Annotated in this window: 16 protein-coding genes; 2 read left to right on the forward strand and 14 right to left on the reverse strand. The window is 64.3% G+C overall.

The features are described 5' to 3' along the window. Positions 1-95: 95 nt before the first annotated feature. Positions 96-578, forward strand: a complete 483-nt coding sequence (locus tag FXB40_RS00110; protein ID WP_148769950.1) for a CinA family protein — start codon at positions 96-98, stop codon at positions 576-578. 195 nt (positions 579-773) lie between these two features. On the opposite strand, the gene FXB40_RS00115 is transcribed toward FXB40_RS00110, so the two are convergent. The 13 genes from FXB40_RS00115 to FXB40_RS00175 all read right to left on the reverse strand — a co-directional run bounded on the left by FXB40_RS00115 (position 774) and on the right by FXB40_RS00175 (position 14,987). Continuing rightward, positions 774-1,049, reverse strand: coding sequence for a DUF1488 family protein (locus tag FXB40_RS00115; protein ID WP_148769952.1), 276 nt, complete (start codon positions 1,047-1,049; stop codon positions 774-776). An 89-nt stretch (positions 1,050-1,138) separates the two neighbouring features. Continuing rightward, entirely contained in the window at positions 1,139-1,747 is a 609-nt protein-coding gene (locus FXB40_RS00120; protein ID WP_148769954.1) for a tetratricopeptide repeat protein, read from the reverse strand. A gap of 140 nt (positions 1,748-1,887) precedes the next feature. Continuing rightward, a complete protein-coding gene (locus FXB40_RS00125) occupies positions 1,888-3,357 on the reverse strand; it encodes an AMP nucleosidase (RefSeq protein ID WP_187436562.1) in 1,470 nt (489 codons plus the stop codon). 168 nt (positions 3,358-3,525) lie between these two features. Continuing rightward, entirely contained in the window at positions 3,526-4,860 is a 1,335-nt protein-coding gene (locus FXB40_RS00130) for an HlyD family type I secretion periplasmic adaptor subunit (protein ID WP_148769956.1), read from the reverse strand. Then, a complete protein-coding gene (locus tag FXB40_RS00135; RefSeq protein ID WP_148769958.1) occupies positions 4,857-6,605 on the reverse strand; it encodes a type I secretion system permease/ATPase in 1,749 nt (582 codons plus the stop codon). Before FXB40_RS00135 ends, FXB40_RS00130 begins: the two co-directional genes overlap by 4 nt. 276 nt (positions 6,606-6,881) lie before the next feature. Then, positions 6,882-7,151 carry a GlsB/YeaQ/YmgE family stress response membrane protein gene (locus FXB40_RS00140; protein ID WP_148769960.1) on the reverse strand — a complete coding sequence of 90 codons (270 nt, stop codon included), beginning with the start codon at positions 7,149-7,151 and terminating at the stop codon, positions 6,882-6,884. Positions 7,152-7,341: 190 nt separating this feature from the next. Further along, the gene (locus FXB40_RS00145; protein ID WP_148769962.1) at positions 7,342-8,319 is read right to left on the reverse strand and encodes an ABC transporter ATP-binding protein; all 978 of its coding nucleotides are present in this window, start codon (positions 8,317-8,319) and stop codon (positions 7,342-7,344) included. Next, the gene (locus FXB40_RS00150; protein WP_148769964.1) at positions 8,316-9,731 is read right to left on the reverse strand and encodes an amidase; all 1,416 of its coding nucleotides are present in this window, start codon (positions 9,729-9,731) and stop codon (positions 8,316-8,318) included. Before FXB40_RS00150 ends, FXB40_RS00145 begins: the two co-directional genes overlap by 4 nt. Beyond that, entirely contained in the window at positions 9,728-9,925 is a 198-nt protein-coding gene (locus tag FXB40_RS00155; RefSeq protein WP_148769966.1) for a hypothetical protein, read from the reverse strand. Before FXB40_RS00155 ends, FXB40_RS00150 begins: the two co-directional genes overlap by 4 nt. Beyond that, positions 9,922-10,983, reverse strand: a complete 1,062-nt coding sequence (locus FXB40_RS00160; protein WP_187436563.1) for an ABC transporter ATP-binding protein — start codon at positions 10,981-10,983, stop codon at positions 9,922-9,924. Before FXB40_RS00160 ends, FXB40_RS00155 begins: the two co-directional genes overlap by 4 nt. Positions 10,984-11,065: 82 nt before the next feature. Beyond that, positions 11,066-11,968 (reverse strand): ABC transporter permease, encoded by a 903-nt coding sequence (locus FXB40_RS00165; protein WP_148769968.1) that lies wholly within the window; start codon positions 11,966-11,968, stop codon positions 11,066-11,068. Positions 11,969-12,178: 210 nt separating this feature from the next. Beyond that, a complete protein-coding gene (locus FXB40_RS00170) occupies positions 12,179-13,132 on the reverse strand; it encodes an ABC transporter permease (RefSeq protein ID WP_148769970.1) in 954 nt (317 codons plus the stop codon). A gap of 196 nt (positions 13,133-13,328) precedes the next feature. Further along, positions 13,329-14,987: an ABC transporter substrate-binding protein gene (locus FXB40_RS00175; RefSeq protein WP_148769972.1), complete on the reverse strand. Its 1,659-nt coding sequence runs from the start codon at positions 14,985-14,987 to the stop codon at positions 13,329-13,331. A 201-nt stretch (positions 14,988-15,188) separates the two neighbouring features. Here FXB40_RS00175 and FXB40_RS00180 point away from each other — a divergent pair, with 201 nt between their 5' ends. Continuing rightward, complete coding sequence (locus tag FXB40_RS00180; protein ID WP_148769974.1) at positions 15,189-16,784, forward strand: ABC transporter substrate-binding protein; 1,596 nt, start codon at positions 15,189-15,191, stop codon at positions 16,782-16,784. A 133-nt stretch (positions 16,785-16,917) separates the two neighbouring features. Here FXB40_RS00180 and FXB40_RS00185 read toward each other — a convergent pair whose 3' ends face one another. Next, positions 16,918-19,149 carry a CHASE2 domain-containing protein gene (locus FXB40_RS00185; RefSeq protein WP_148769975.1) on the reverse strand — a complete coding sequence of 744 codons (2,232 nt, stop codon included), beginning with the start codon at positions 19,147-19,149 and terminating at the stop codon, positions 16,918-16,920. Positions 19,150-19,191 lie beyond the last annotated feature (42 nt).

Here is a 19,191-nt window from a genome sequence, read left to right on the forward strand (position 1 = left end):
CAAGCAGGCCTGCCCTCCGCCCGCAACTCGGCCAAGGCTTCTGTCATATGCTAGGAAGGCTGAGCTCAGTTGCGAAGGAATGAGGGGTCATAGAGATGAAAGAGCTCGTCGGCATTGCGGAACAGGTCGCAGGCAAACTGATCGCGCGCAAGCAAACCATTGCGGTCGCGGAATCCTCGACCGGCGGCCTGATCGCGGCAAGCCTGCTCGCGGTGCCCGGAGCCTCCGCCTATTTCCTCGGCGGCGCGGTGGTCTACACCCGCGACGCCAGGCGTGTGCTGATGGATATTTCGGACGAGGGAATGAAGGGCTTTCGTTCCTCCTCGGAGCCCTACGCGAAACTGCTGGCCGAACAGATGCGCGGCCGCTTCAGCTCCGACTGGGGCCTGTCCGAGACCGGCGCAGCCGGTCCGACCGGCAACCGCTACGGCGACGCCGCCGGCCATAGCTGCATGGCCGTTGCGGGACCCGCGGCTGAGGTGATGACGCTGGAGACGGGCAGTAACGACCGGTTCGCCAACATGCAGGTGTTCGCGGCGACGGCGCTGAAGTTGTTGCTGAAGAAGCTGGAGGGGTGAGCTGCGTTACCGGCAGCGATCACGCTTTTAGTACCGTCATCCTGAGGTGCGAGACTCGTGGCGCAGCAGCGCCACGTGGGGAGCCTCGAAGGATGAACGGCCGAGATGCAGCCGGGCCGTCGCCCCTCGAGGCCGCTAAAGAAGCGGCCACCTCAGGGTGACGGTGAGAGATTTGTGTCCGCGGCAGCCGATCTACTACCTTCCCAAATGCCGCGTAAAAATCCGCACCACATAGCCCTTGAATCGCGGTGCCTCGTCGTAGAGGTCTGAGGCCAGCCGCTCGATCGTCTCGCGCAACGACATGAATTGCGCCTGCCGCGCGCTGCTCTCGGTACCCTGCATGCCCGCAAGCTCATCCATCGCGGCATCGCTGATCTGGCAATGCACGACGTCCCCGTCATTCATCATGGTGAAGCGGAAAGCCAGACGTTCGAGGTCGTGGCCGATGATCTTGTCGCGCGCCAGCGGCATCCCATTGTCCCGTTCGCCTCCCCCCGAACGGGACAATGCAAAAAATCCGGCGGCTTGTCACCTCGGCCGCAAGACGAACCGCGGCCCTCCTAGTAGGCGAGCGCCGTTCCGGTCGGCTTGTCGAGTGCCGCGGCCAGCGATTTGTACTCCGCGCAATCCGTCCCGCAGATGGCTGCAATCCGGCTGAGATGATAGAGCGCCTGCTCGCGGTTACCCCGCTCGAGCTGCCACAGCCCGTAATACTGCCATGTCAGGACATGGTTCGGATCCGCCTTCAGCGCGCGCTCGTACCAGACTTGCGACTGCTCGTAGTCGCCAAGCTTGCGGTAGGAGTAGCCGATGAGGTTGGCGACGTTCGGATGGTCGTCATGGCCAAGCGACTTCAATTGCGCGATCGCGGCCGCGTAGTCGTTGCGCTCGTAGATGGTGTCATACGCCACGCGGTAGCCGGCCGCGAATTCGGGATCGTCGATGCTGGACTGGTTGTTGGGCTTCTTGTTCTTTTGCGTGGCCTTCGTTCCCGAGCGCTTCGGGTAGGTCGGTTGGGCCGTGCTCGGAGCTGAATAGGTGCTCCCAAAAGGATCCATGCCGCCACCTCCGCCACCGCCTCCGCCACCACCTCCTGCGGCATACGCCGGGGACGCCAGTACTGCCGCAAACGTTCCCAGCGCAACGAACCTGATCATCGTTTCAATCATTTCTGTCTCCTGTCTCGATCCAAGCGGCCCCGGACGAATTGATAACCCTGCGTTGGCTTCGATATTCCGTGACGCAGTGCTAACGGAGACGTCAACGCTCGTAAGACAGTTCTGCTGTCCTTCCAGGAAAGCCAAGTGCTCTACTGGAACGCGACTTCGGCAAAGCTGCGCAGCTTGCGCGAATGCAACCGCTCCGATTCCTGCTGCTTGAGCCGTTCCAGCGCCTTGAGGCCAATCTCGAGATGCTGGCCGACGCGGCGGCGGTAGAATTCGCTGGCCATGCCGGCGAGCTTGATCTCGCCATGCAGCGGCTTGTCGGAGACGCAGAGCAGAGTTCCATAGGGCACGCGGAAGCGGTAGCCGTTGGCGGCGATCGCGGCGGATTCCATGTCGAGCGCCACTGCGCGCGATTGCGACATGCGGCGAATGACCTCGGGCCCCGATATCTCCCAGTTGCGGTTGTCGACGCTGGCGACCGTGCCTGTGCGCATCAGGCGCTTGAGCTCGAAGCCTTCCAGGCCGGTGACGTCCTCGACCGCCTGCTCCAGCGCGACCTGCATCTCGGCCAGCGCCGGGATCGGCACCCACAGCGGCAGCTCGCGATCGAGCACGTGGTCCTCGCGCACATAGCCATGCGCGAGCACGTAGTCGCCGAGCCGCTGCGTGTTGCGCAAGCCGGCGCAATGCCCGAGCATCAGCCAGGCATGCGGCCGCAGCACCGCGACGTGATCGGTGACGTTGCGCGCGTTGGACGGACCGGTCCCGATGTTGATCAGGGTGATGCCGCGGTAGCCGGGCATGACCAGATGGAAGGCCGGCATCTGCGGAATGCGCGTGGGCGCGTCTCCGGTCGTCGCCCCGCCAGCCCGCGTGATGACGTTGCCCGGCGCAACAAAGGCCTCGAGCCCGACCTCGCCGGACTGAAGCCGCTGCTGACACATCTGCGCGAAGGCATCGACATAGAACTGGTAGTTGGTGAAGATGACAAAGTTCTGGAAATGTTCGGGATCGGTGCCGGTGTAGTGATAGAGCCGGCGCAGCGAGTAATCGACACGGGCCGCGCGAAACAGCGACAGCGGCTCGGGCGCACCCGGCTGGAGCTCGAAGGTGCCGTCGACGATCGCATCGTCCATGGTGGCGAGATCAGGCACGTCGAAGGCATCGCGCAGCGATCGCGTAACGGGCGAATTCTCGCTGGTGCTGATGGCGGCTTCGATGTTGATGTCGCGGCGATAGGCGAAGTGGACCGGGATCGGCTCGGCGGACTCGCCGATCTCGACGGGAACACCGTGGTTCTGGATCAGGAGACCGATCTGCTCGGTGAAATAGGCGCGGAACAGATCCGGCCGCGTCACGCTGGTTTCGTGCACGCCGGGCCTGGCGACGAAACCATAGGCGAGACGCGAATCCAGCCGCGCATGGGTCGCGGTGGTGAGGCGGACGAAGGGATAATAGGCCCGCACCCGCATCGTGATCGCCTCGCCCGAGACATAGGCCTCGAACCGGTCGCGCAGGAATTTGGTGTTGCGCTCGTAGATTTCTTCGAGACGGGCGACGGCGAGGCCAGCATCGGTGAAGGATTTGGTAGCGATGGAGGGCGGGGTTTGCATGGTTCGACGCCGGGTTGTTGAGGGCTTGAGTCGAACTATAGCAAAGAACGAGATGCCGTAGGGTGGGCAAAGCGAAGCGTGCCCACCATCTTCGTCGTCATGAAAGAAATGGTGGGCACGGCGCTTTGCGCCTTTGCCCACCCTACGAGATCGAATCTGCGGCGCGCGTCACTTCTCGCGGAACGCCCGCATGAACTGGTCGTGCAGCGGCTTCAACAGGTACGACAGCATGGTGCGGTCGCCGGTCTGGACGAAGGCTTCCGCAGGCATGCCGGGGATCAGTTTGGAATCGCCGAGCTTGGCGACTTCCTCGGCGGACAGCGAGACACGGATGGTGTAGTAGCTCTGGCCGGTGCGCTGATCGGTGGTGACGTCAGGCGAGACGCGGCTGACGACACCGTTGAGCTCGGGCGTGGTGCGCTGGTTGAAGGCGGAGAGGCGCAGCAGGGTCTTCTGGCCGATCTGGAGCTTGTCGATATCGACCGGATTGACCTTGGCCTCGACCTGGAGGTCGTCGGCCTGCGGCACGATCAGCATGAGCGCATCGCCGGCGGTGACGACGCCGCCGACGGTGTGCACCGTCGATTGCAGCACCATGCCGTCCTGCGGCGCGCGAATGTCGACGCGACGGAGCTGGTCTTCGGCCGCGACCTTGCGCTCGATCAGCTCGCCGCTCTTGTCGTTGGTCTCGCGCAAATCCTTGGAGACCTCGCTCACCATGTCCTTGTCGACCTGGATGATCTGAAGCTCGGTCTCGGTGATCTTGCCCTTGGCTTGCGCCCGCGAGGCGATGTACTGCGCGCGCTCGCCGTTGAGGCGGGCAGAGTCGCGCTCCAGCGTGGTCAGGCGCGAGATCTGCACCAGGTGCTTGTCATAGAGATCGCGAACGCCGACGAGCTCCTGCTGCACCAGCGAGATCTCCTTGTCCTTGGCTTTTTCCTGCGCGGAAAGACCTTCGATCTCCTCGTTGAGCTGCTGGATGCGCTCGCGCAGCTGCGCCTTCTGGCCGGCCCGGCCGTTGACGCGGACGTCGAACAGCTTGGTTTCGGCAGAGAGCAGTGCCTTGACGTCGGGATCGTCGCCGCGATCGAGCAGCGATGGCGGGAATTCAATCTTGTCGAGACCGCGCTGCTCGGCCTGAAGCCGTGCCGCACGCGCCTGCGCGGCGTCGAGATTCTTGGTGACGATGGCGAGATTGGCCTTGGTGACGGTGTCGTCGAGCCGCACCACGATGTCGCCGGCCTTGACCACGTCGCCGTCGTGGGCACGCACCTCGCCGACCACGCCGCCGGTCGGATGCTGCACCTTCTTGACGTTGGATTCGACCACGATCTGGCCGGGCGCGATCAGCGCCCCGGAGATCTGCACCGTGGCGGCCCAACCGCCGAGGCCGATGGCCAGCACCAACACGATCGAGATCCCGAGGATCAGGTGAAAGCGGATCGACTCCCGCACCGTCCTGTTCGCGGCGGGCTTTGGCCCGCCAACCGTCATCGTGCTCATGGTTTGGCCACTCCGCCTTCGCTGACGATCTTGATCGGCGCCGGCGGCGCGACGCGGGGCTGGAGCACCTGGGCGAGCACCTGCTCCTTCGGACCGAAGGCCTGCATGCGGCCGTCGCGTAGCACCAGGATCTGGTCGACCGCCTCGACGCCGATCGGCCGGTGCGCCACCACGATGACGATGGCGCCGCGCTCGCGCGCGCTGCGGATTGCGCGGGTCAGCGCTTCGTCGCCTTCGGTGTCGAGATTGGAATTGGGCTCGTCCAGCACGATCAGGAACGGATTGCCGTAGAGCGCGCGCGCCAGCGCCACACGCTGCGCCTGGCCTGCAGACAACGACGTGCCCTGCTCGCCGACTTGCGTGTTGTAGCCCTCGCGCATCTTGATGATCATCTCGTGCACGCCGGCTTCCTTGGCCGCGGAGATGATGGCGTCGGACGTCGCCTCCGGATCAAAACGGCTGATGTTCTGCGCGATGGTGCCGCCGAACAGCTCGACGTCCTGCGGCAGATAGCCGATGTGACGGCCGAGCAGGTCGGACGACCATTGGTCGAGCGCCGCGCCGTCGAGCCGGACCTTGCCGCGGACCGGATACCAGACGCCGACCAGCGCGCGGATCAGCGAGGATTTGCCGGAGCCGCTCGGCCCGATCACGCCGAGGCCGTTGCCGGCTTCGAGCACAAAATTGACGTCCTGCACGATGAGGCGCTGGTCGCCCGGGGCCACCATGGCGACGCCTTCGACCGAGAGCCGGCTGGAGGGGGCCTGCAACTGGGTCGGCGTCGCCTGCGCCGGCATCTGTTCCAGCAGGCGGCTGAGGCGGTGCCAGCTCTGGCGTGCCGTGACGAAAGATTTCCAATGCGCGATCGCGAGATCGACCGGAGCCAGCGCGCGGGCCGAGAGGATCGAGCCCGCGATGATGATGCCGGCGGTCGCCTCCTGGTGGATGACGAGATAGGCGCCGACCGCGAGCACCGCCGATTGCAGCATCATGCGCAGCACTTTTGCGATCGCGCCGAGGCCGCCGGCGACGTCGCTCGCACGCTGATTGCCGGCGAGGTATTTTTCGTTGGCCTCGCTCCAGCGCGCGTTCAGCCGGCCGGCCATGCCCATCGACACCAGCACTTCGGCGTTGCGACGGCTGGACTGGGCGAGATCGTTGCGCTGGGCGGCAAGGCCCATCGCCTCCTTCGCCGGCTGGCGGGACAGGAATTCGGTGACCAGCGTCAGCCCGACCAGGATGACGGCGCCGACCAGCGCGGTCACGCCGATCATGACGTGGAAGGCAAAACAGATGGCGAGATAGAGCGGGAGCCAGGGCAGGTCGAAGAACGCGCTCGGGCCCATGCCGCCGAGGAAGGAGCGGACATTGTCGAGGTCGCGCAGCGGCTGCAGCCCCTCGTTGCGGTTGCCGACCAGGAGCGGCAGGCGCACGATGGTGTCGAACACGCGCTTGTTCAGGGCTTCATCGAGCGCGGTGCCGACCCGTCCCAGGATGCGGCTGCGGATCATGTCGAGCACGCCCTGCGCCATATAGAGGCCGCCGGCGAGGACGATCAGGCCGACCAGGGTCGGGATGCTGCGGCTCGGCAGCACCCGGTCGTAGACCTCCAGCATGAAGATCGACCCGGTCAGATAGAGCAGGTTGATCATGCAGCTCATGAAGCCGACGCCGACGAACGCTGTGCGGCAGGCACGCAGCGCGTCACCGAGCTCTGAACGGCGGAGGCCGGGAACGGCTGCCATCAGTCTGATCTCTTTCGGGTGAGGGGCAAAACCCCTGATTTCCAAAGCCCTGATTATAAAGACAAATCGAGGCGTACGCGCCCCGGATTAATATCGGGTTCTCGCCCGTGTACAATGCAATCGAATTAATCCGGGCCCTCGCCACATCTACCGCGGACAGCACGATCCGCAAATCCGGTATTTCACAGTCTTTGCGGCTTTTTAGAGCAAAGACAAGCGCCTCTCCCCAAGTCACGGGGAGAGGCGCAAAGTTCCGCTTCGCTGAAGCTGTGGGCGCTAGAACCGGCCGCCGCCGCGTACCAACCGCACCACCAGCAGCAGAATGATGGCGCCGATGGCGGAATAGATGATCTCCGAGATCAGCCCGGTGCCGATATGGATGCCGAGCTTCGGGAACAGGAAACTCGCGACAAAGGCGCCGGCGATGCCGATCACGATGTCGCCGATGATTCCGAACCCGCTCCCTCGCACGACCTTGCCGGCAAGCCAGCCGGCCACCAGGCCGACGAACAGGATGACGAGCAGGCCTTCATTGGAAATATACATAAGTCAGATCCCTCTCCGTGAACGGCCCGCATGGAACGGGAACCGGGATGAATGGGGTCTGAATGGTGTTCCCGGAGGGGCCCTTCAAACAAAAATCGCGAAAACAACCCCATGCACAGTAGAAATTCCCCCGCCGGGATGCGCCAGGTGGATTGTGACAACCGGGTGTTGGCGCAGAGGATTTTTGAATTCAGGAGCGCGCCGTCACCGCCTCCGCCAGCACGCACCTGGCCACCCTGCCCGGGCCGACCTCGACGTTCGGCGGCAGCTGCTCGACGCAGCGCGGCTCGGCGAGCTTGCAGCGGGGGGCGAAGGAGCAGGTGTGGGGCCTCTCGGACAGCGATGGCGGTGTGCCGGGAATGGTCTCGAGGCGGGCGCCGCGCTTGGCGCCGTGGATGGTGGAGGCGAGCAGGCCCTTGGCATAGGGATGGACCGGGGAGCGGACGATGTCGCGCAGGCTGCCCTGCTCCACGATCTGGCCGGCATACATCACCGCGACGCGGTCGCAGATTTCGATCGCCACACCAATGTCGTGGGTGACGAAGATGACGGACATGCCGAACTCGCGCTGCAGCTCCCGCAGCAGCAGCAGGATCTGGATCTGCACGGTGGCATCGAGCGCCGTGGTCGGCTCGTCCGCGAGCAGGATTTTGGGCCGGCAGGCGAGCGCGAGCGCAATCATCGCGCGCTGGCGCATGCCGCCGGACATTTCGTGCGGATAGGCATCCAGGCGCCGTTTGGCGGAGGGAATGCGCACGACCTCGAGCATCTCCAGCGCCCGCGCGCGGCCCTCGGCAAAACTCTTGCCTTCGTGGCGCGCGACGCTTTCGGCGATCTGCGCGCCGATGGTGTAGACAGGGTCGAGCGCGAGCGCCGGCTCCTGAAAAATCATCGAGACGGTCTGACCGCGGAACGACGATAGCTCCTCGTCGTTCATCGCGAGCACGTCACGGCCCATCACGTTGACCTTGCCGGAAATCTGCGTGCGCTTCTTCGGCAGCAGCCGCATCAGCGCACGCAGGGTCACGCTCTTGCCCGAACCGGACTCGCCGAGCAGGCCCAGCACCTCACCATCACCGAGCGAGAGATTGAGATCGTTCACGGCATAGACCGTGCGCTCGCCGGTGAAGCGAATGTTGAGGCCTGAGATATCGACGAGTTTTGTCATGACGGCAGTTTGGGTACCCGTTCCTGATAGTCGGTGACGCGCTGGAAAGCGGCGCCGATGGTCAGCAAGGTCGCTTCATCGAAGGAGCGGCCGATCAGCTGCATACCGATCGGCAGGCCGCTTTTGGTGAAGCCTGATGGAACGGTGAGTGACGGCAAGCCCAGGAAATTCACCGGACGGGTGAACAGCGTCAGCCGCTGCAACAGCGCCGGTGCGTTCGGCCCGCCGCCGACATCGCTTTCCTCGATCGTCGGCGCCGGGATGGGCGATGCCGGTGCGATGATCGCGTCAACGCCTGCGGCGGCCGCATTGTGCGCGGCGAGTGCCGGGCCACGCCAGCGCATCGCCTCGAGATAGGTGATGGCGGGAACGGCGAGGCCGTTCCGAAGCCGCATCAGCGTCTGCGAGCCATAGTCTTGCGGCCGCTCGATCATCCAGCGCTTGTGGAAGGCGGCAGCCTCCGCGGCGAGCACGAGCTGGCTTGCCGCTTGCAATTGCCGCTGGTCCGGAAGCTCGACTGTGTGGATGTCGGCGCCCTCGCGCTTGAGCACCGCGATGGTCTCGTCCAGCACGCGCGCGACATCGCTATCGAGATCGTCGACATAGAAGGACGCAGGTACGCCGATCTTGAGGCCCTTCAGCGAGCCCTTGGTCGCCGCGACATAGTCCGACAGCGGCTCATGACTGGTGGTCGAATCCTCGGGGTCCGGACCGGCCATCAGCGCCAGCAGCAGCGCGCAATCTTCCGCGGTGCGCGCGAGCGGACCGACCGTATCGAGCGATTGCGACAGCGGCATTGCGCCGGCGCGGCTGACACGACCGACAGTGGTCTTCAGGCCGGTGACGCCGCAGAAATGTGCGGGCATGCGGATCGAGCCGCCGGTGTCGGAGCCCAGCGCCGCATAGGTCAGCCGCGCCGCGACCGACGAGCCGGAGCCCGAGGACGAGCCGCCGGTGATATGCGCGACGTTCCAGGGATTGCGCACCGGGCCGTAATGGGCGTTGTGGCCGGTCGGGCCGTAGGCAAATTCGGCGAGATGCAGCGTGCCGAGGCGAACCTGGCCGGCATCCTTCAACCGCTGCAAGGCGGTGGAGGTCACCGTCGGCACAAAATCGCGGCGGATCAGCGAGCCGCAGGTCGCGACGTGGCCGGCGTCGTAATACATGTCCTTGTGCGCGAGCGGGACGCCGTGCAAGGGACCGCGGACCTCGCCTTTGGCGAGCTCGGCGTCGGCGGCATCGGCCGCCTTCAGCGCAGCTTCGGACTCGATCGACATGAAGGCGTTGAGATGCGGCTGCCACTGCGCGATACGATGCAGCAGCGCGCGCGTCACCTCACGCGAGGACAATTGCTTCATCGCGATCGCACGCGCGACCTCGGTAAGCGTCATCAAGGCAGGTTCGGTGCTCATTTCGACACCTTCTGCGCCTGCGCGAGCGGATAGAGCGCGGGCTCGAGGTCGAACGGCAGCGTGCCTGCGATGGCAGCAAAACCTTCGAAGGCAGGCCCGATGGAATTGGAGATGCGCGTCGCGATCTCGTCATTCACGGGGACGCCGGCGACTTGCGCCGTCGCCTGGATTTCTTTTGTCGTTGGTCTCGTCATGCGATCTCCTCTCGGGGCGCGCGGCTATGGCCTGAACCCGGTATCGCCATGTAGCACGCGGCCTCGTGGCCCATTCTATCCACCGCAGTGAGCTTTGGTGCAGCATTTGCGCAGAGCGGCTCCGCAAACGCGCAGCGCGTGTGGAAGCGGCAGCCCGAGGGCGGATCGATCGGATTAGGCGGATCGCCCGTGATCGGCGGCTTTTCGGTGCGGCTATCAGGATCGGAGGACGGCATCGCCGCCAGCAGCGCGCGCGTATAGGGATGCGCGGGGCTGTCCCAGACCTGATCGACCGGGCCGAGCTCGACGACCTCGCCGAGATACATCACCAGCACGCGGTCCGAGATGTAGCGGACGACGTTGAGGTCGTGACTGATGAAGAGATAGGTCAGGCCGAATTCGCGCTTGAGATCGGCCAGCAGGTTGAGCACCTGCGCCTCGACGGATTTGTCGAGTGCGGAGACAGCTTCATCCAGGATCACCAGCCGCGGCGACAGAGCGAGCGCACGCGCGATGTTGACGCGCTGGCGCTGGCCGCCAGAGATCTCGTGCGGATAGCGGTTGGCGAAATTTGCGGGGACCAGGCCGACCTTGCCGAGCAGCTCGCGTGCGAGCGCCCGAGCCGCGCCGTCGGCCATGCCGTGGACCTTGGGGCCGAAGGCGATTGATTCCTCGATGGTCAGGCGCGGATTGAGCGAGGCGTAGGAATCCTGGAACACCATCTGCATGCCGCGGCGTAGCTCGCGCAAGCTCAGCGACTGCCCGACGGACATGCCGTCATAGATGATGTCACCGGTGTCGCGCGGCATCAGATGCATCAGCAGGCGCGCGGTGGTGGACTTGCCGCAGCCGGACTCACCGACGATGCCGACGGTCTCGCCCTTCGCGACGGTGAAGGAGACATTGTCGACGGCGCGCACGGTGCGCTTCGCCGCGAACAGCCCGCCGCGGACCGGGAAATGCTTTGTCAGCCCGTTGACCTGCAGCAGCGGCTGCGCGACGCCGCCAACGTCCTCGACCGGCTCCAGCATGGCGACGGAGATGTTGGTCTCGCTCATGGCCGCCGTCCTTCACCTCTCCCCATCGGGGAGAGGTGTGGCACCGCCAACGCCGCGCCAGTCTGCATTTCCATCATCATCTTCAGTTCCTGATGTCCATGGCGCTGCGCAGGCCGTCCGAAAGCAGATTGAAGCAGATCGAGACCGCAAAGATCATCGCGCCCGGGAGAGCTGCGACCCAGGGATTGACGTAGATCGCGGTGCGGAGCGTGTTGAGCATCAGGCCCCATTCCGGCTCCGGTGGTTTGGTGCCGAGGCCGAGGAAGGAGAGACCGGCCGCCAGGATCATCGAGACCGAGATCAGGCTCGTGGCATAGACGAAGATCGAACCCAGCACGTTGCCGAGGATGTGCACGCGCATGATGGTGAACGGCCCCGCGCCCGAAGCGCGCGCGGCTTCGACGAAATCCATGTTGCGCACGCCGGTGGTGACGCTTTCGGCGACACGGGTGATCTGCGGCACGAACACGACGGTCAGCGACACGATGGAGTTGAGGATGCCGGCCCCGAGCGCACCAGAGATCGCGATCGCCAGCAGCACGGACGGGAACGCGTAGAACACGTCGATCGTGCGCATGATCGCAGTGTTGAGCTTGCCGCCGACATAACCGGCGACGAGGCCGAGCGAGGTCCCGATGCAGAAGGCGAGGATGACCGGCAAGATGCCGATCACCAGCGACAGCCGCCCGCCATAGATCAGCCGCGCCAGCATGTCGCGACCGAGTTCGTCGGTGCCAAGCGGATAGCCGACCGTGCCGATGTGGCGGAGGCGGCGGATCATCGATCCCTTGTAGGGATCTTCAAGACCCAGCCATGGCGCGAGAATGGCGGAGACGAAGATCAACAACAGCACAATGGCGCAAGCCATGCTGACCTTGTCGCGCAGGATGCGCCGGCCGACGGTCGCCCAATAGCCGCGCGCCTTGGTGGCAGGCGCGGCCTGCAGCGCGGCGTCGCTCGTCGCGGACAGCGGAAGCTCGGTCATCGAGGGGCTCCCGATGGGTGTTGGTTCGATCGATGCAACCCGAGGAGACGGTGCACCTCTCCCGCTTGCGGGAGAGGTCGCGCCGAGGGCGCGGGTGAGGGTTCTCTCCTCTGGGGGGTTCTCGATTGAGGAGACACCCTCTCCCCAACCCTCCCCCGCAGGCGGGGGAGGGAGCGCACCTTTTGCGTGGTTGCAACGAGGCTCATCCCACTAGCCCCGCTTGATGCGCGGATCGATCGCGGCTTGCGCGATGTCGACCAGCAGATTGAGGAAGACGAAGAACAGTGCCAGCACCAGGATCGTGCCCTGCAGCAGCGGCAGGTCGCGCTGGAAGATTGCGGAGTTGAGCAGGAAGCCCGAGCCCGGCCAGGAGAACACCGTCTCGATCAGGATCGAGCCGCCCAGCATGTAACCGAGCTGAAGCCCCATCACCGCCAGCGCGGTGGGTGCAGCATTCTTGATGACGTGGCGGAACACGCCGGTTTCGTGCAGGCCCTTGGCGCGCAATGCCTCGACGAAATCCTGGCTGAGGATGTCACCGGTGAGCGCGCGCACGGTGCGGGTGACGATGCCCATCGGAATCACCGACGTCGTGATCGCCGGCAGCACGAGGTATTTCAGGTGCGCCCAGTCCCAGGCCCAGGAGCTGGAGCCGTTCGGCCCGGCACCGACCGCCGGCAGCCAGTTCAGCTCGACCGAGAAGATGATGACGAGAACCATGCCGAGCCAGTAATGCGGCACCGAGACGCCGGCGATCGCAAAGGAGGTCGCGAGTTTGTCGATCCAGGTCTCGCGGAAATAGCCGGCGATCAGGCCGAGCAGGATGCCCATGGTGAAGCCGATGATGGCGGCCGCAACCGCGAGCGTGACGGTGTTGCCGACCGCGCGCATGACTTCGGCGAGCACGGGGCGCCCCGTCGCAATGGAATTGCCGAGATCGCCATGCAGTGCACGCAGCAGCCAGAGGCCGAACTGCACCGGCAGCGGCCGGTCAAAACCATAAGCGGCGCGGAGCTGTGCTGCCAGCTCCTGCGAGGCATCGGCCGGCAGCACCGCGACCAGCGGATCGCCCGGCGTGATGTGCACGAGCAGAAAGCACACCAGCGCCACGCTGATGACGATCGGGATGACATAGACGATGCGTCTGGCGATATAGGCGAGCACGTTTGGTTCTTTCTTCCTTCTCCCTTTGCGGGAGAAGGTGGCGCGAAGCGCCGGATGAGGGGTATCTTTCCGCGGATACAGAGTTATCGAACAAGCAAGAGGGTCACTTGCGGAGAGAGACCCCTCACCCGGCTTCGCTCTCGCGAAGCCCCCCTCTCCCACAAGGGGAGAGGGTGCACTGTGCGTGTGGGGCGAACTACGGCGTCATCGAGATCGGCGAGAAGTCGATGAACCAGCTCTTCGGCTGGATCACGCCTGTCACCTTCGGGCTCATGGCGCGTGGGCCGACGTCGTGGGCGACGTAGAGGAAGGCTGCGTCGTCGACGGAGGCCGCGTGCAGCTCAGCGAGCGCGGCGTCACGCGCGGCGGGATCAAAGGTCTGCCGCGCCGTCTTCACCAGCTCGTCGAACTTGGGATTGTTGATAAAGCCCCAATTGTTCGAGACCGGCGGCGCCATGCTCGACTGCAGGAAGCGCACCAGCGCGAAGAACGGGTCCATCGCCGCGTAGGTGACGTTGGTCGCGTTCGAGCCGTTGGCGCTGGGATCCTTCACGCCGCGCCGCCAGTTGGAGAACAGCGTATTCCACTCGATGACGTCGAGCTGCACGTCGAAATAGCATTCGGCGAGTGCCTGCTGGAGATATTCGTTCATCGGCAGCGGCTGCATCTGGCCCGAGCCGGAGGTCGAGGTCTGGATCTTCACCGCCAGCTTCTTGTTCGGACCAAAACCCGCCTCCTGCATCAGCTTCTGCGCAGCCGGCTTGTCATACTTGATCTCGAAGGTCGGCTTGCCGCGCCAGGGATGGCCGGGCTCAAAGGTGCCGGTCGCCGGCACCATGAGCCCTGCAAGCAGTCCGTCCTTGAGACCTTCGCGATCGATGCAGAGGTTGGCGGCCTTGCGGACGCGGATGTCGTTCCAGGGCGAGCCTTCGACGCGCGAGAACTGCCACGGCCACACGTGCGGCTGCTCGTTGGCATAGAGCTTGAAGCCACGCTGCTTGAGCTCGGGCAGCGCGTCGGGCGCGGGCGCCTCGACCCAGTCGACCTGTCCGGACAGCAGCGCCGCAGTTCGCGCATTGGCTTCCGGCATCGGCAAGAGCACCATCTTGTCGATCTTGGGCACGCGGGCCTTGTCCCAGTAATTCGCGTTCTTGACGAGCTCGAGCCGCTCTCGCGGCGTGAAGCTCGCCATCTTCCACGGGCCGGTGCCCGCGGCGTCCTTGGCAAAGGCAGTCCACGCAGCCTGCGACTTCGCCTTGGCGTCGGCGCCTTCCGCCTTGTCGTAGAAGTGCTGCCACTTCGCCGGGCTCGCCATGAACAGATTGGTGAGGTTGATCGGCAGGAAACTGTCGGGCTCCTTGGTGGTGAGCTCGACCGTCATGTCGTCGATCTTCTTGGCAGATACGAGCGTCGGCATGCGCGTAGCGGTGGCACCGACCTGGCTCGGATCGAACTGCGGCGCGTCCTGCTTCAGGACCTTGTCGACGTTCCAGACCACCGCGTCGGCATTGAATGGCGTGCCGTCATGGAAGGTGACGCCGGGGCGCAGCTTGAAAGTCCATTTGGTCTTGTCGGCATCGTCGACTTTCCACTCGGTCGCGAGCCCGGGGATCACCACGCTGGCCTTGTCGGCCGACGACAGATCCCAACTGGTGAGTGCGTCATACATGGTGACGCCGGTGAAGCGGTTGCCTTCAAAACCCTGATCGGGCTGACCGAGCGTGCGCGGAATATCGGCAGCCGTCATGCCGATGCGCAGCACGGTTTCGGCGCCGGCCGCGCGCGGCCACGTCGCCGCGGTCGTCAGGGCCAGTGCAGCGATCAATGCTGCACGCGCGGTTGTCTTGATAAGCATTACCTTAGTCCTTTTCCGGCTTTCGATGATTAATTTTGATGCAAACGTATGCAATGCGTATGCCAATGGGGAAACTTATTCTGCGAATTGCCCCTGCGACGACAAGTCCTTGTGATCAGATCGCCGCGAAGGCACCCCGCTGCCTATTCTGGCATCAAGATTGCAAGTTTGGCCCTGAAATCTTCCTGGGAGCTTTGGGCCATGCGTATCCGATTATCGACCTGTCTCGCCGTGCTTGCGTTGGCGTCGTTCGCAATCCCGGCACGCGCCGAAACGGTGGTGCGCTACGGCATCTCGATGGCGGATATTCCGCTGACGACCGGCCAGCCCGACCGCGGTGCGGGCGCCTATCAGTTCACGGCCTACACGATCTACGATCCGCTGGTCGCGTGGGAAATGGACGTCGCCGATCGCCCGGGCAAGCTGGTGCCGGGGCTCGCGACCGAATGGAAGGTCGACGACACCGACAAGACCAAATGGCGCTTCGCTCTGCGCAAGGGCGTGAAGTTTCACGACGGCAGCGAATTCAACGCTGACGCGGTGATCTGGAATCTCGACAAGGTACTCAACGACAAGGCGCCGCAATTCGACAAGCGGCAGAGCGCGCAGGTGAAGACCCGCCTGCCTTCGGTGGCGAGCTACGCGAAGATCGACGACTTCACCGTGGAGATCACGACCAAGACCGTGGACTCCTTCTTCCCCTATCAGATGCTGTGGTTCCTGGTGTCGAGCCCGGCGCAATATGACAAGCTCGGCAAGGACTGGGACAAATTCGCAAGCCAGCCTTCGGGCACCGGCCCGTTCAAATTGACAAAACTGGTGCCGCGCGAGCTCGCCGAGCTCAGCAAGAATCCGGACTATTGGAATGCAAAGCGCATTCCGAAGGTCGACAAGATCGTACTGGTGCCCATGCCGGAGGCGCTGACGCGCACCAATGCGCTGCTCGCCGGCCAGGTCGATCTGATCGAGACGCCGGCGCCCGATGCCGTGCCGCAGCTGAAAGCGGCCGGCATGAAGATCGTCGACAACGTCACACCGCATGTCTGGAATTATCATCTGAGCGTGCTGCCGGGCTCGCCCTGGACCGATATTCGCCTGCGCAAGGCGCTGAACCTCGCGATCAACCGTGACGAAGTCGTCGGGCTGATGAATGGCCTGGCAAAACCCGCCAAGGGCCAGGTCGATCCATCGAGCCCGTGGTTCGGCAAGCCGACCTTCGACATCAAATATGATCTCGCTGCAGCCAGGAAGCTGGTAGAGGAGGCCGGCTACTCCAAGGCCAAGCCGCTGAAGGCCACGTTCATCATCGCGCAAGGCGGCACCGGCCAGATGCTGTCGCTGCCGATGAATGAATTTTTGCAGCAGAGTTTTAAGGAGATCGGCATCGACATCGACTTCAAGGTGGTCGAGCTCGAAACGCTCTATACGCATTGGCGCAAGGGCGCGGCCGACGAAATGAACGCCGGCATTACCGCCAACAACATCGCCTATGTCACCTCGGATCCCTTGTACGCCATCGTCCGGTTCTTCGCCTCCGACCAGATCGCGCCGGTCGGCGTCAACTGGGGCGGCTACAAGAACCCGAAGGTCGACGCGCTGATCAACGAGGCCAAGCAGACGTTTGATACGGCCAAGCAGGACGATCTGATCGCGCAGGCGCATGCCCTGATCGTCGACGATGCCGTGCTGGTCTGGGTCGTCCACGACACCAACCCGCACGCGCTGTCGCCGAAGGTGAAGCAGTTCGTGCAGGCGCAGCACTGGTTCCAGGATCTGACGACGATCGGGGTGGAGTAAGGCGGCGGCAAGCACAGCTGCCGTAGGGTGGGCAAAGCGCAAGCGTGCCCACCACCTTTGGCCGCGGTGAAAACAATGGTGGGCACGGCGCTACGCGCCTTTGCCCACCCTACGAGAGCGGTGATGCTGGTTGCTACTTCGTCAGCAGCGCATACGCTCCCGTCCACCCTTCCTCCGGCGGATTGACGCGAAACTCCTTGATCCGCGCTTCGTACAGCTTGAACAGCTTTTCCAGCGTGTCGGCATCCTCGCTGCGGCGGCCGCGATCGATGGCGTCCTGCGCGCCCTGCCAGTCGCGGTTGCGATAGCAGCCAAGCATCTCGATGGTGATGTTGCGCAGGCGCTGGAACGCGGCCGACTGCATCACGTCCTCGCGGCCGGCGATGGCATAGATCACCTCCGGCTCGCTCTTGCCCTTGACCATGATGAAGTCGAGCTCGAGGATCGCGAACTTGTCCTTGGCCGCGAGCGCCGTGCGGGAGCCGACGATGATCGGAAAGCCGTATTCCTTGGTCTGGCCTTCCAGGCGTGATGCCAGGTTCACGCTGTCGCCGAGCACCGAATAGTTCTTCTTCAGATCGGAGCCCATGTTGCCGACCACGCCGATGCCGGTGTTGAGACCGATGCCCACGTTGAGCGGGATGTAGACGTGACCGCCATCGGCGGCCTCCTGCTCGCGCTCCTTGTTGACCACGTCGATCTTCTCGAGCATCTGGATCGCGGCCTCGCAGGCATTGACCTGGTGCTCGGCATCGTCGAGCGGCGCATTCCAGAACGCCATGATGGCGTCGCCCATGTATTTGTCGACGTAGCCCTTCTCTTCGATGATCACGTCGGTGAGCGGCGTCAGGAAGCGGTTCATCAGCGTGATCAGGCCTTGCGGATCGTGCTTGTAGCTTTCCGAGATGGAGGTGAAGCCGCGCACGTCGGAGAACATGATCGTCAGCTCGCGCTCCTCGCCGCCGAGCACGACTTTCTCCGGCGATTGCGCGAGCTGCTCGACCAACACCGGCGACATATATTGCGCGAAGATGCCGCGGATCTGCACGCGCTGCCGCTGCTCGCGCACGAAGCTCGAGAAGATGAACGTCAGGTAGATCGCGGTGGTCGACAGCAGCGGATAGGTGAAGTCGATGAGGTAGCGAGATTTCCAATAGAATAACCAGGACGTGCCGGTCAGGACCGCGGCAAACATCGCGCCCGCGAGCACCAGCCGCACCGGCCCGAGGTTCGGCGTGAAGATGATGACCAGCACGCCGATGATCAGCGCCGCGATCAGCTCGACGCCGAGCGCGTAGTTCGGCTGAGAGATCACCGCGCCGCTCAGCACGCTTTCGAGCACCTGGGCGTGGATCTCGACGCCCGGCATGGTCGAGGACACCGGCGTGGTCTTGATGTCGTTCAGCCCGGCGGCGGAGGTGCCGATCAGCACCAGCTTGCCGGCGATCCTGCTCGGCGGCACGGTGTTATCGAGCACGTCCGCGGCCGAAACATAGATCGAGGGATCGCGGCGGGCGTAATGCACCCAGAGCTGGCCGTTCTTGTCGGTCGGAATCTCGACGCCCTTGAGGCGGATGGCGCGGATGCCGGTCTTGTCGGTGCGAACCAGCAGCGTCGGCGTGCCCGTGACGACCCGCAGGATCTCGAGGCTGAGGGAGGGCATGATGTTGCCCTGGGCGCGCATGATCATCGGCACGCGGCGGATAAAGCCGTCGCGCTCGGTCTTGATGGAGAACAGGCCGCGGCCGGCCGCAACCTTCTCGATCACTGGCACGTTGCGCAACAGGCCGGGGAATTCAAACAAGAATTTTTCGGCATTCTCCTCGCCGACCGTCGCGACGCCGGTGAAGGGGAGCGTCTTGTCCAACTCTGACTCAGCCTCAGGCAGTCCGGTCTCGCCCAGCACCACGTGCGAGCGCTTGATCGCTTCCGAGAGGATCTGGTCGTTGCTCGGCAGCTCACGCAGCTTCGTCCGCGTGGCGTCGTCGAGATAGCGCATCTGGTTGGCGACCAGATCCGGATTGAGCCGGTCCGCTTCCGAGAACACCACGTCGAAGCCGATCGCCACCGCACCGTTGTTGGTGAGGTTGATGATCATGTCCGCGATCCGCGTCCGCGACCACGGCCATTGGCCGAACCTGGCGAGGCTCCTGTCGTCGATGTCCACGATGGTGACCGGCCGCACCGTCTTGTGACGGGGATCGACCAGCTGGAACAGGTCGAAGGTGCGCAGCCGCAATTCCTGGACAGGCGGCGGATCCCAGACGCGCAAGCCGGCAAAGACGACCAGCAGCGCAAGGCACACCAGCCGCGCGAGGCCGAACTTTCGCGTGAACCACCGCCGCAGGATTTTGAGACGTTTCATGTCGATTGAATATCACGCATTGCCGGCCAATGGCAGCGCCGA

The sequence above is a fragment of the Bradyrhizobium rifense genome, assembly GCF_008123425.1.
GTDB classification, from domain to species: domain Bacteria; phylum Pseudomonadota; class Alphaproteobacteria; order Rhizobiales; family Xanthobacteraceae; genus Bradyrhizobium; species Bradyrhizobium rifense.

Coding starts and splice junctions, on each gene's coding strand:
- FXB40_RS00120 (WP_148769954.1), bottom strand. CDS start 1,747: ATGATTGAAACGATGATCAGGTTCGTTGCGCTGGGAACGTTTGCGGCA.
- FXB40_RS00110 (WP_148769950.1), top strand. CDS start 96: ATGAAAGAGCTCGTCGGCATTGCGGAACAGGTCGCAGGCAAACTGATC.
- FXB40_RS00130 (WP_148769956.1), bottom strand. CDS start 4,860: ATGAGCACGATGACGGTTGGCGGGCCAAAGCCCGCCGCGAACAGGACG.
- FXB40_RS00185 (WP_148769975.1), bottom strand. CDS start 19,149: ATGAAACGTCTCAAAATCCTGCGGCGGTGGTTCACGCGAAAGTTCGGC.
- FXB40_RS00175 (WP_148769972.1), bottom strand. CDS start 14,987: ATGCTTATCAAGACAACCGCGCGTGCAGCATTGATCGCTGCACTGGCC.
- FXB40_RS00135 (WP_148769958.1), bottom strand. CDS start 6,605: ATGGCAGCCGTTCCCGGCCTCCGCCGTTCAGAGCTCGGTGACGCGCTG.
- FXB40_RS00115 (WP_148769952.1), bottom strand. CDS start 1,049: ATGCCGCTGGCGCGCGACAAGATCATCGGCCACGACCTCGAACGTCTG.
- FXB40_RS00140 (WP_148769960.1), bottom strand. CDS start 7,151: ATGTATATTTCCAATGAAGGCCTGCTCGTCATCCTGTTCGTCGGCCTG.
- FXB40_RS00145 (WP_148769962.1), bottom strand. CDS start 8,319: ATGACAAAACTCGTCGATATCTCAGGCCTCAACATTCGCTTCACCGGC.
- FXB40_RS00180 (WP_148769974.1), top strand. CDS start 15,189: ATGCGTATCCGATTATCGACCTGTCTCGCCGTGCTTGCGTTGGCGTCG.
- FXB40_RS00125 (WP_187436562.1), bottom strand. CDS start 3,357: ATGCAAACCCCGCCCTCCATCGCTACCAAATCCTTCACCGATGCTGGC.
- FXB40_RS00160 (WP_187436563.1), bottom strand. CDS start 10,983: ATGAGCGAGACCAACATCTCCGTCGCCATGCTGGAGCCGGTCGAGGAC.
- FXB40_RS00155 (WP_148769966.1), bottom strand. CDS start 9,925: ATGACGAGACCAACGACAAAAGAAATCCAGGCGACGGCGCAAGTCGCC.
- FXB40_RS00165 (WP_148769968.1), bottom strand. CDS start 11,968: ATGACCGAGCTTCCGCTGTCCGCGACGAGCGACGCCGCGCTGCAGGCC.
- FXB40_RS00150 (WP_148769964.1), bottom strand. CDS start 9,731: ATGAGCACCGAACCTGCCTTGATGACGCTTACCGAGGTCGCGCGTGCG.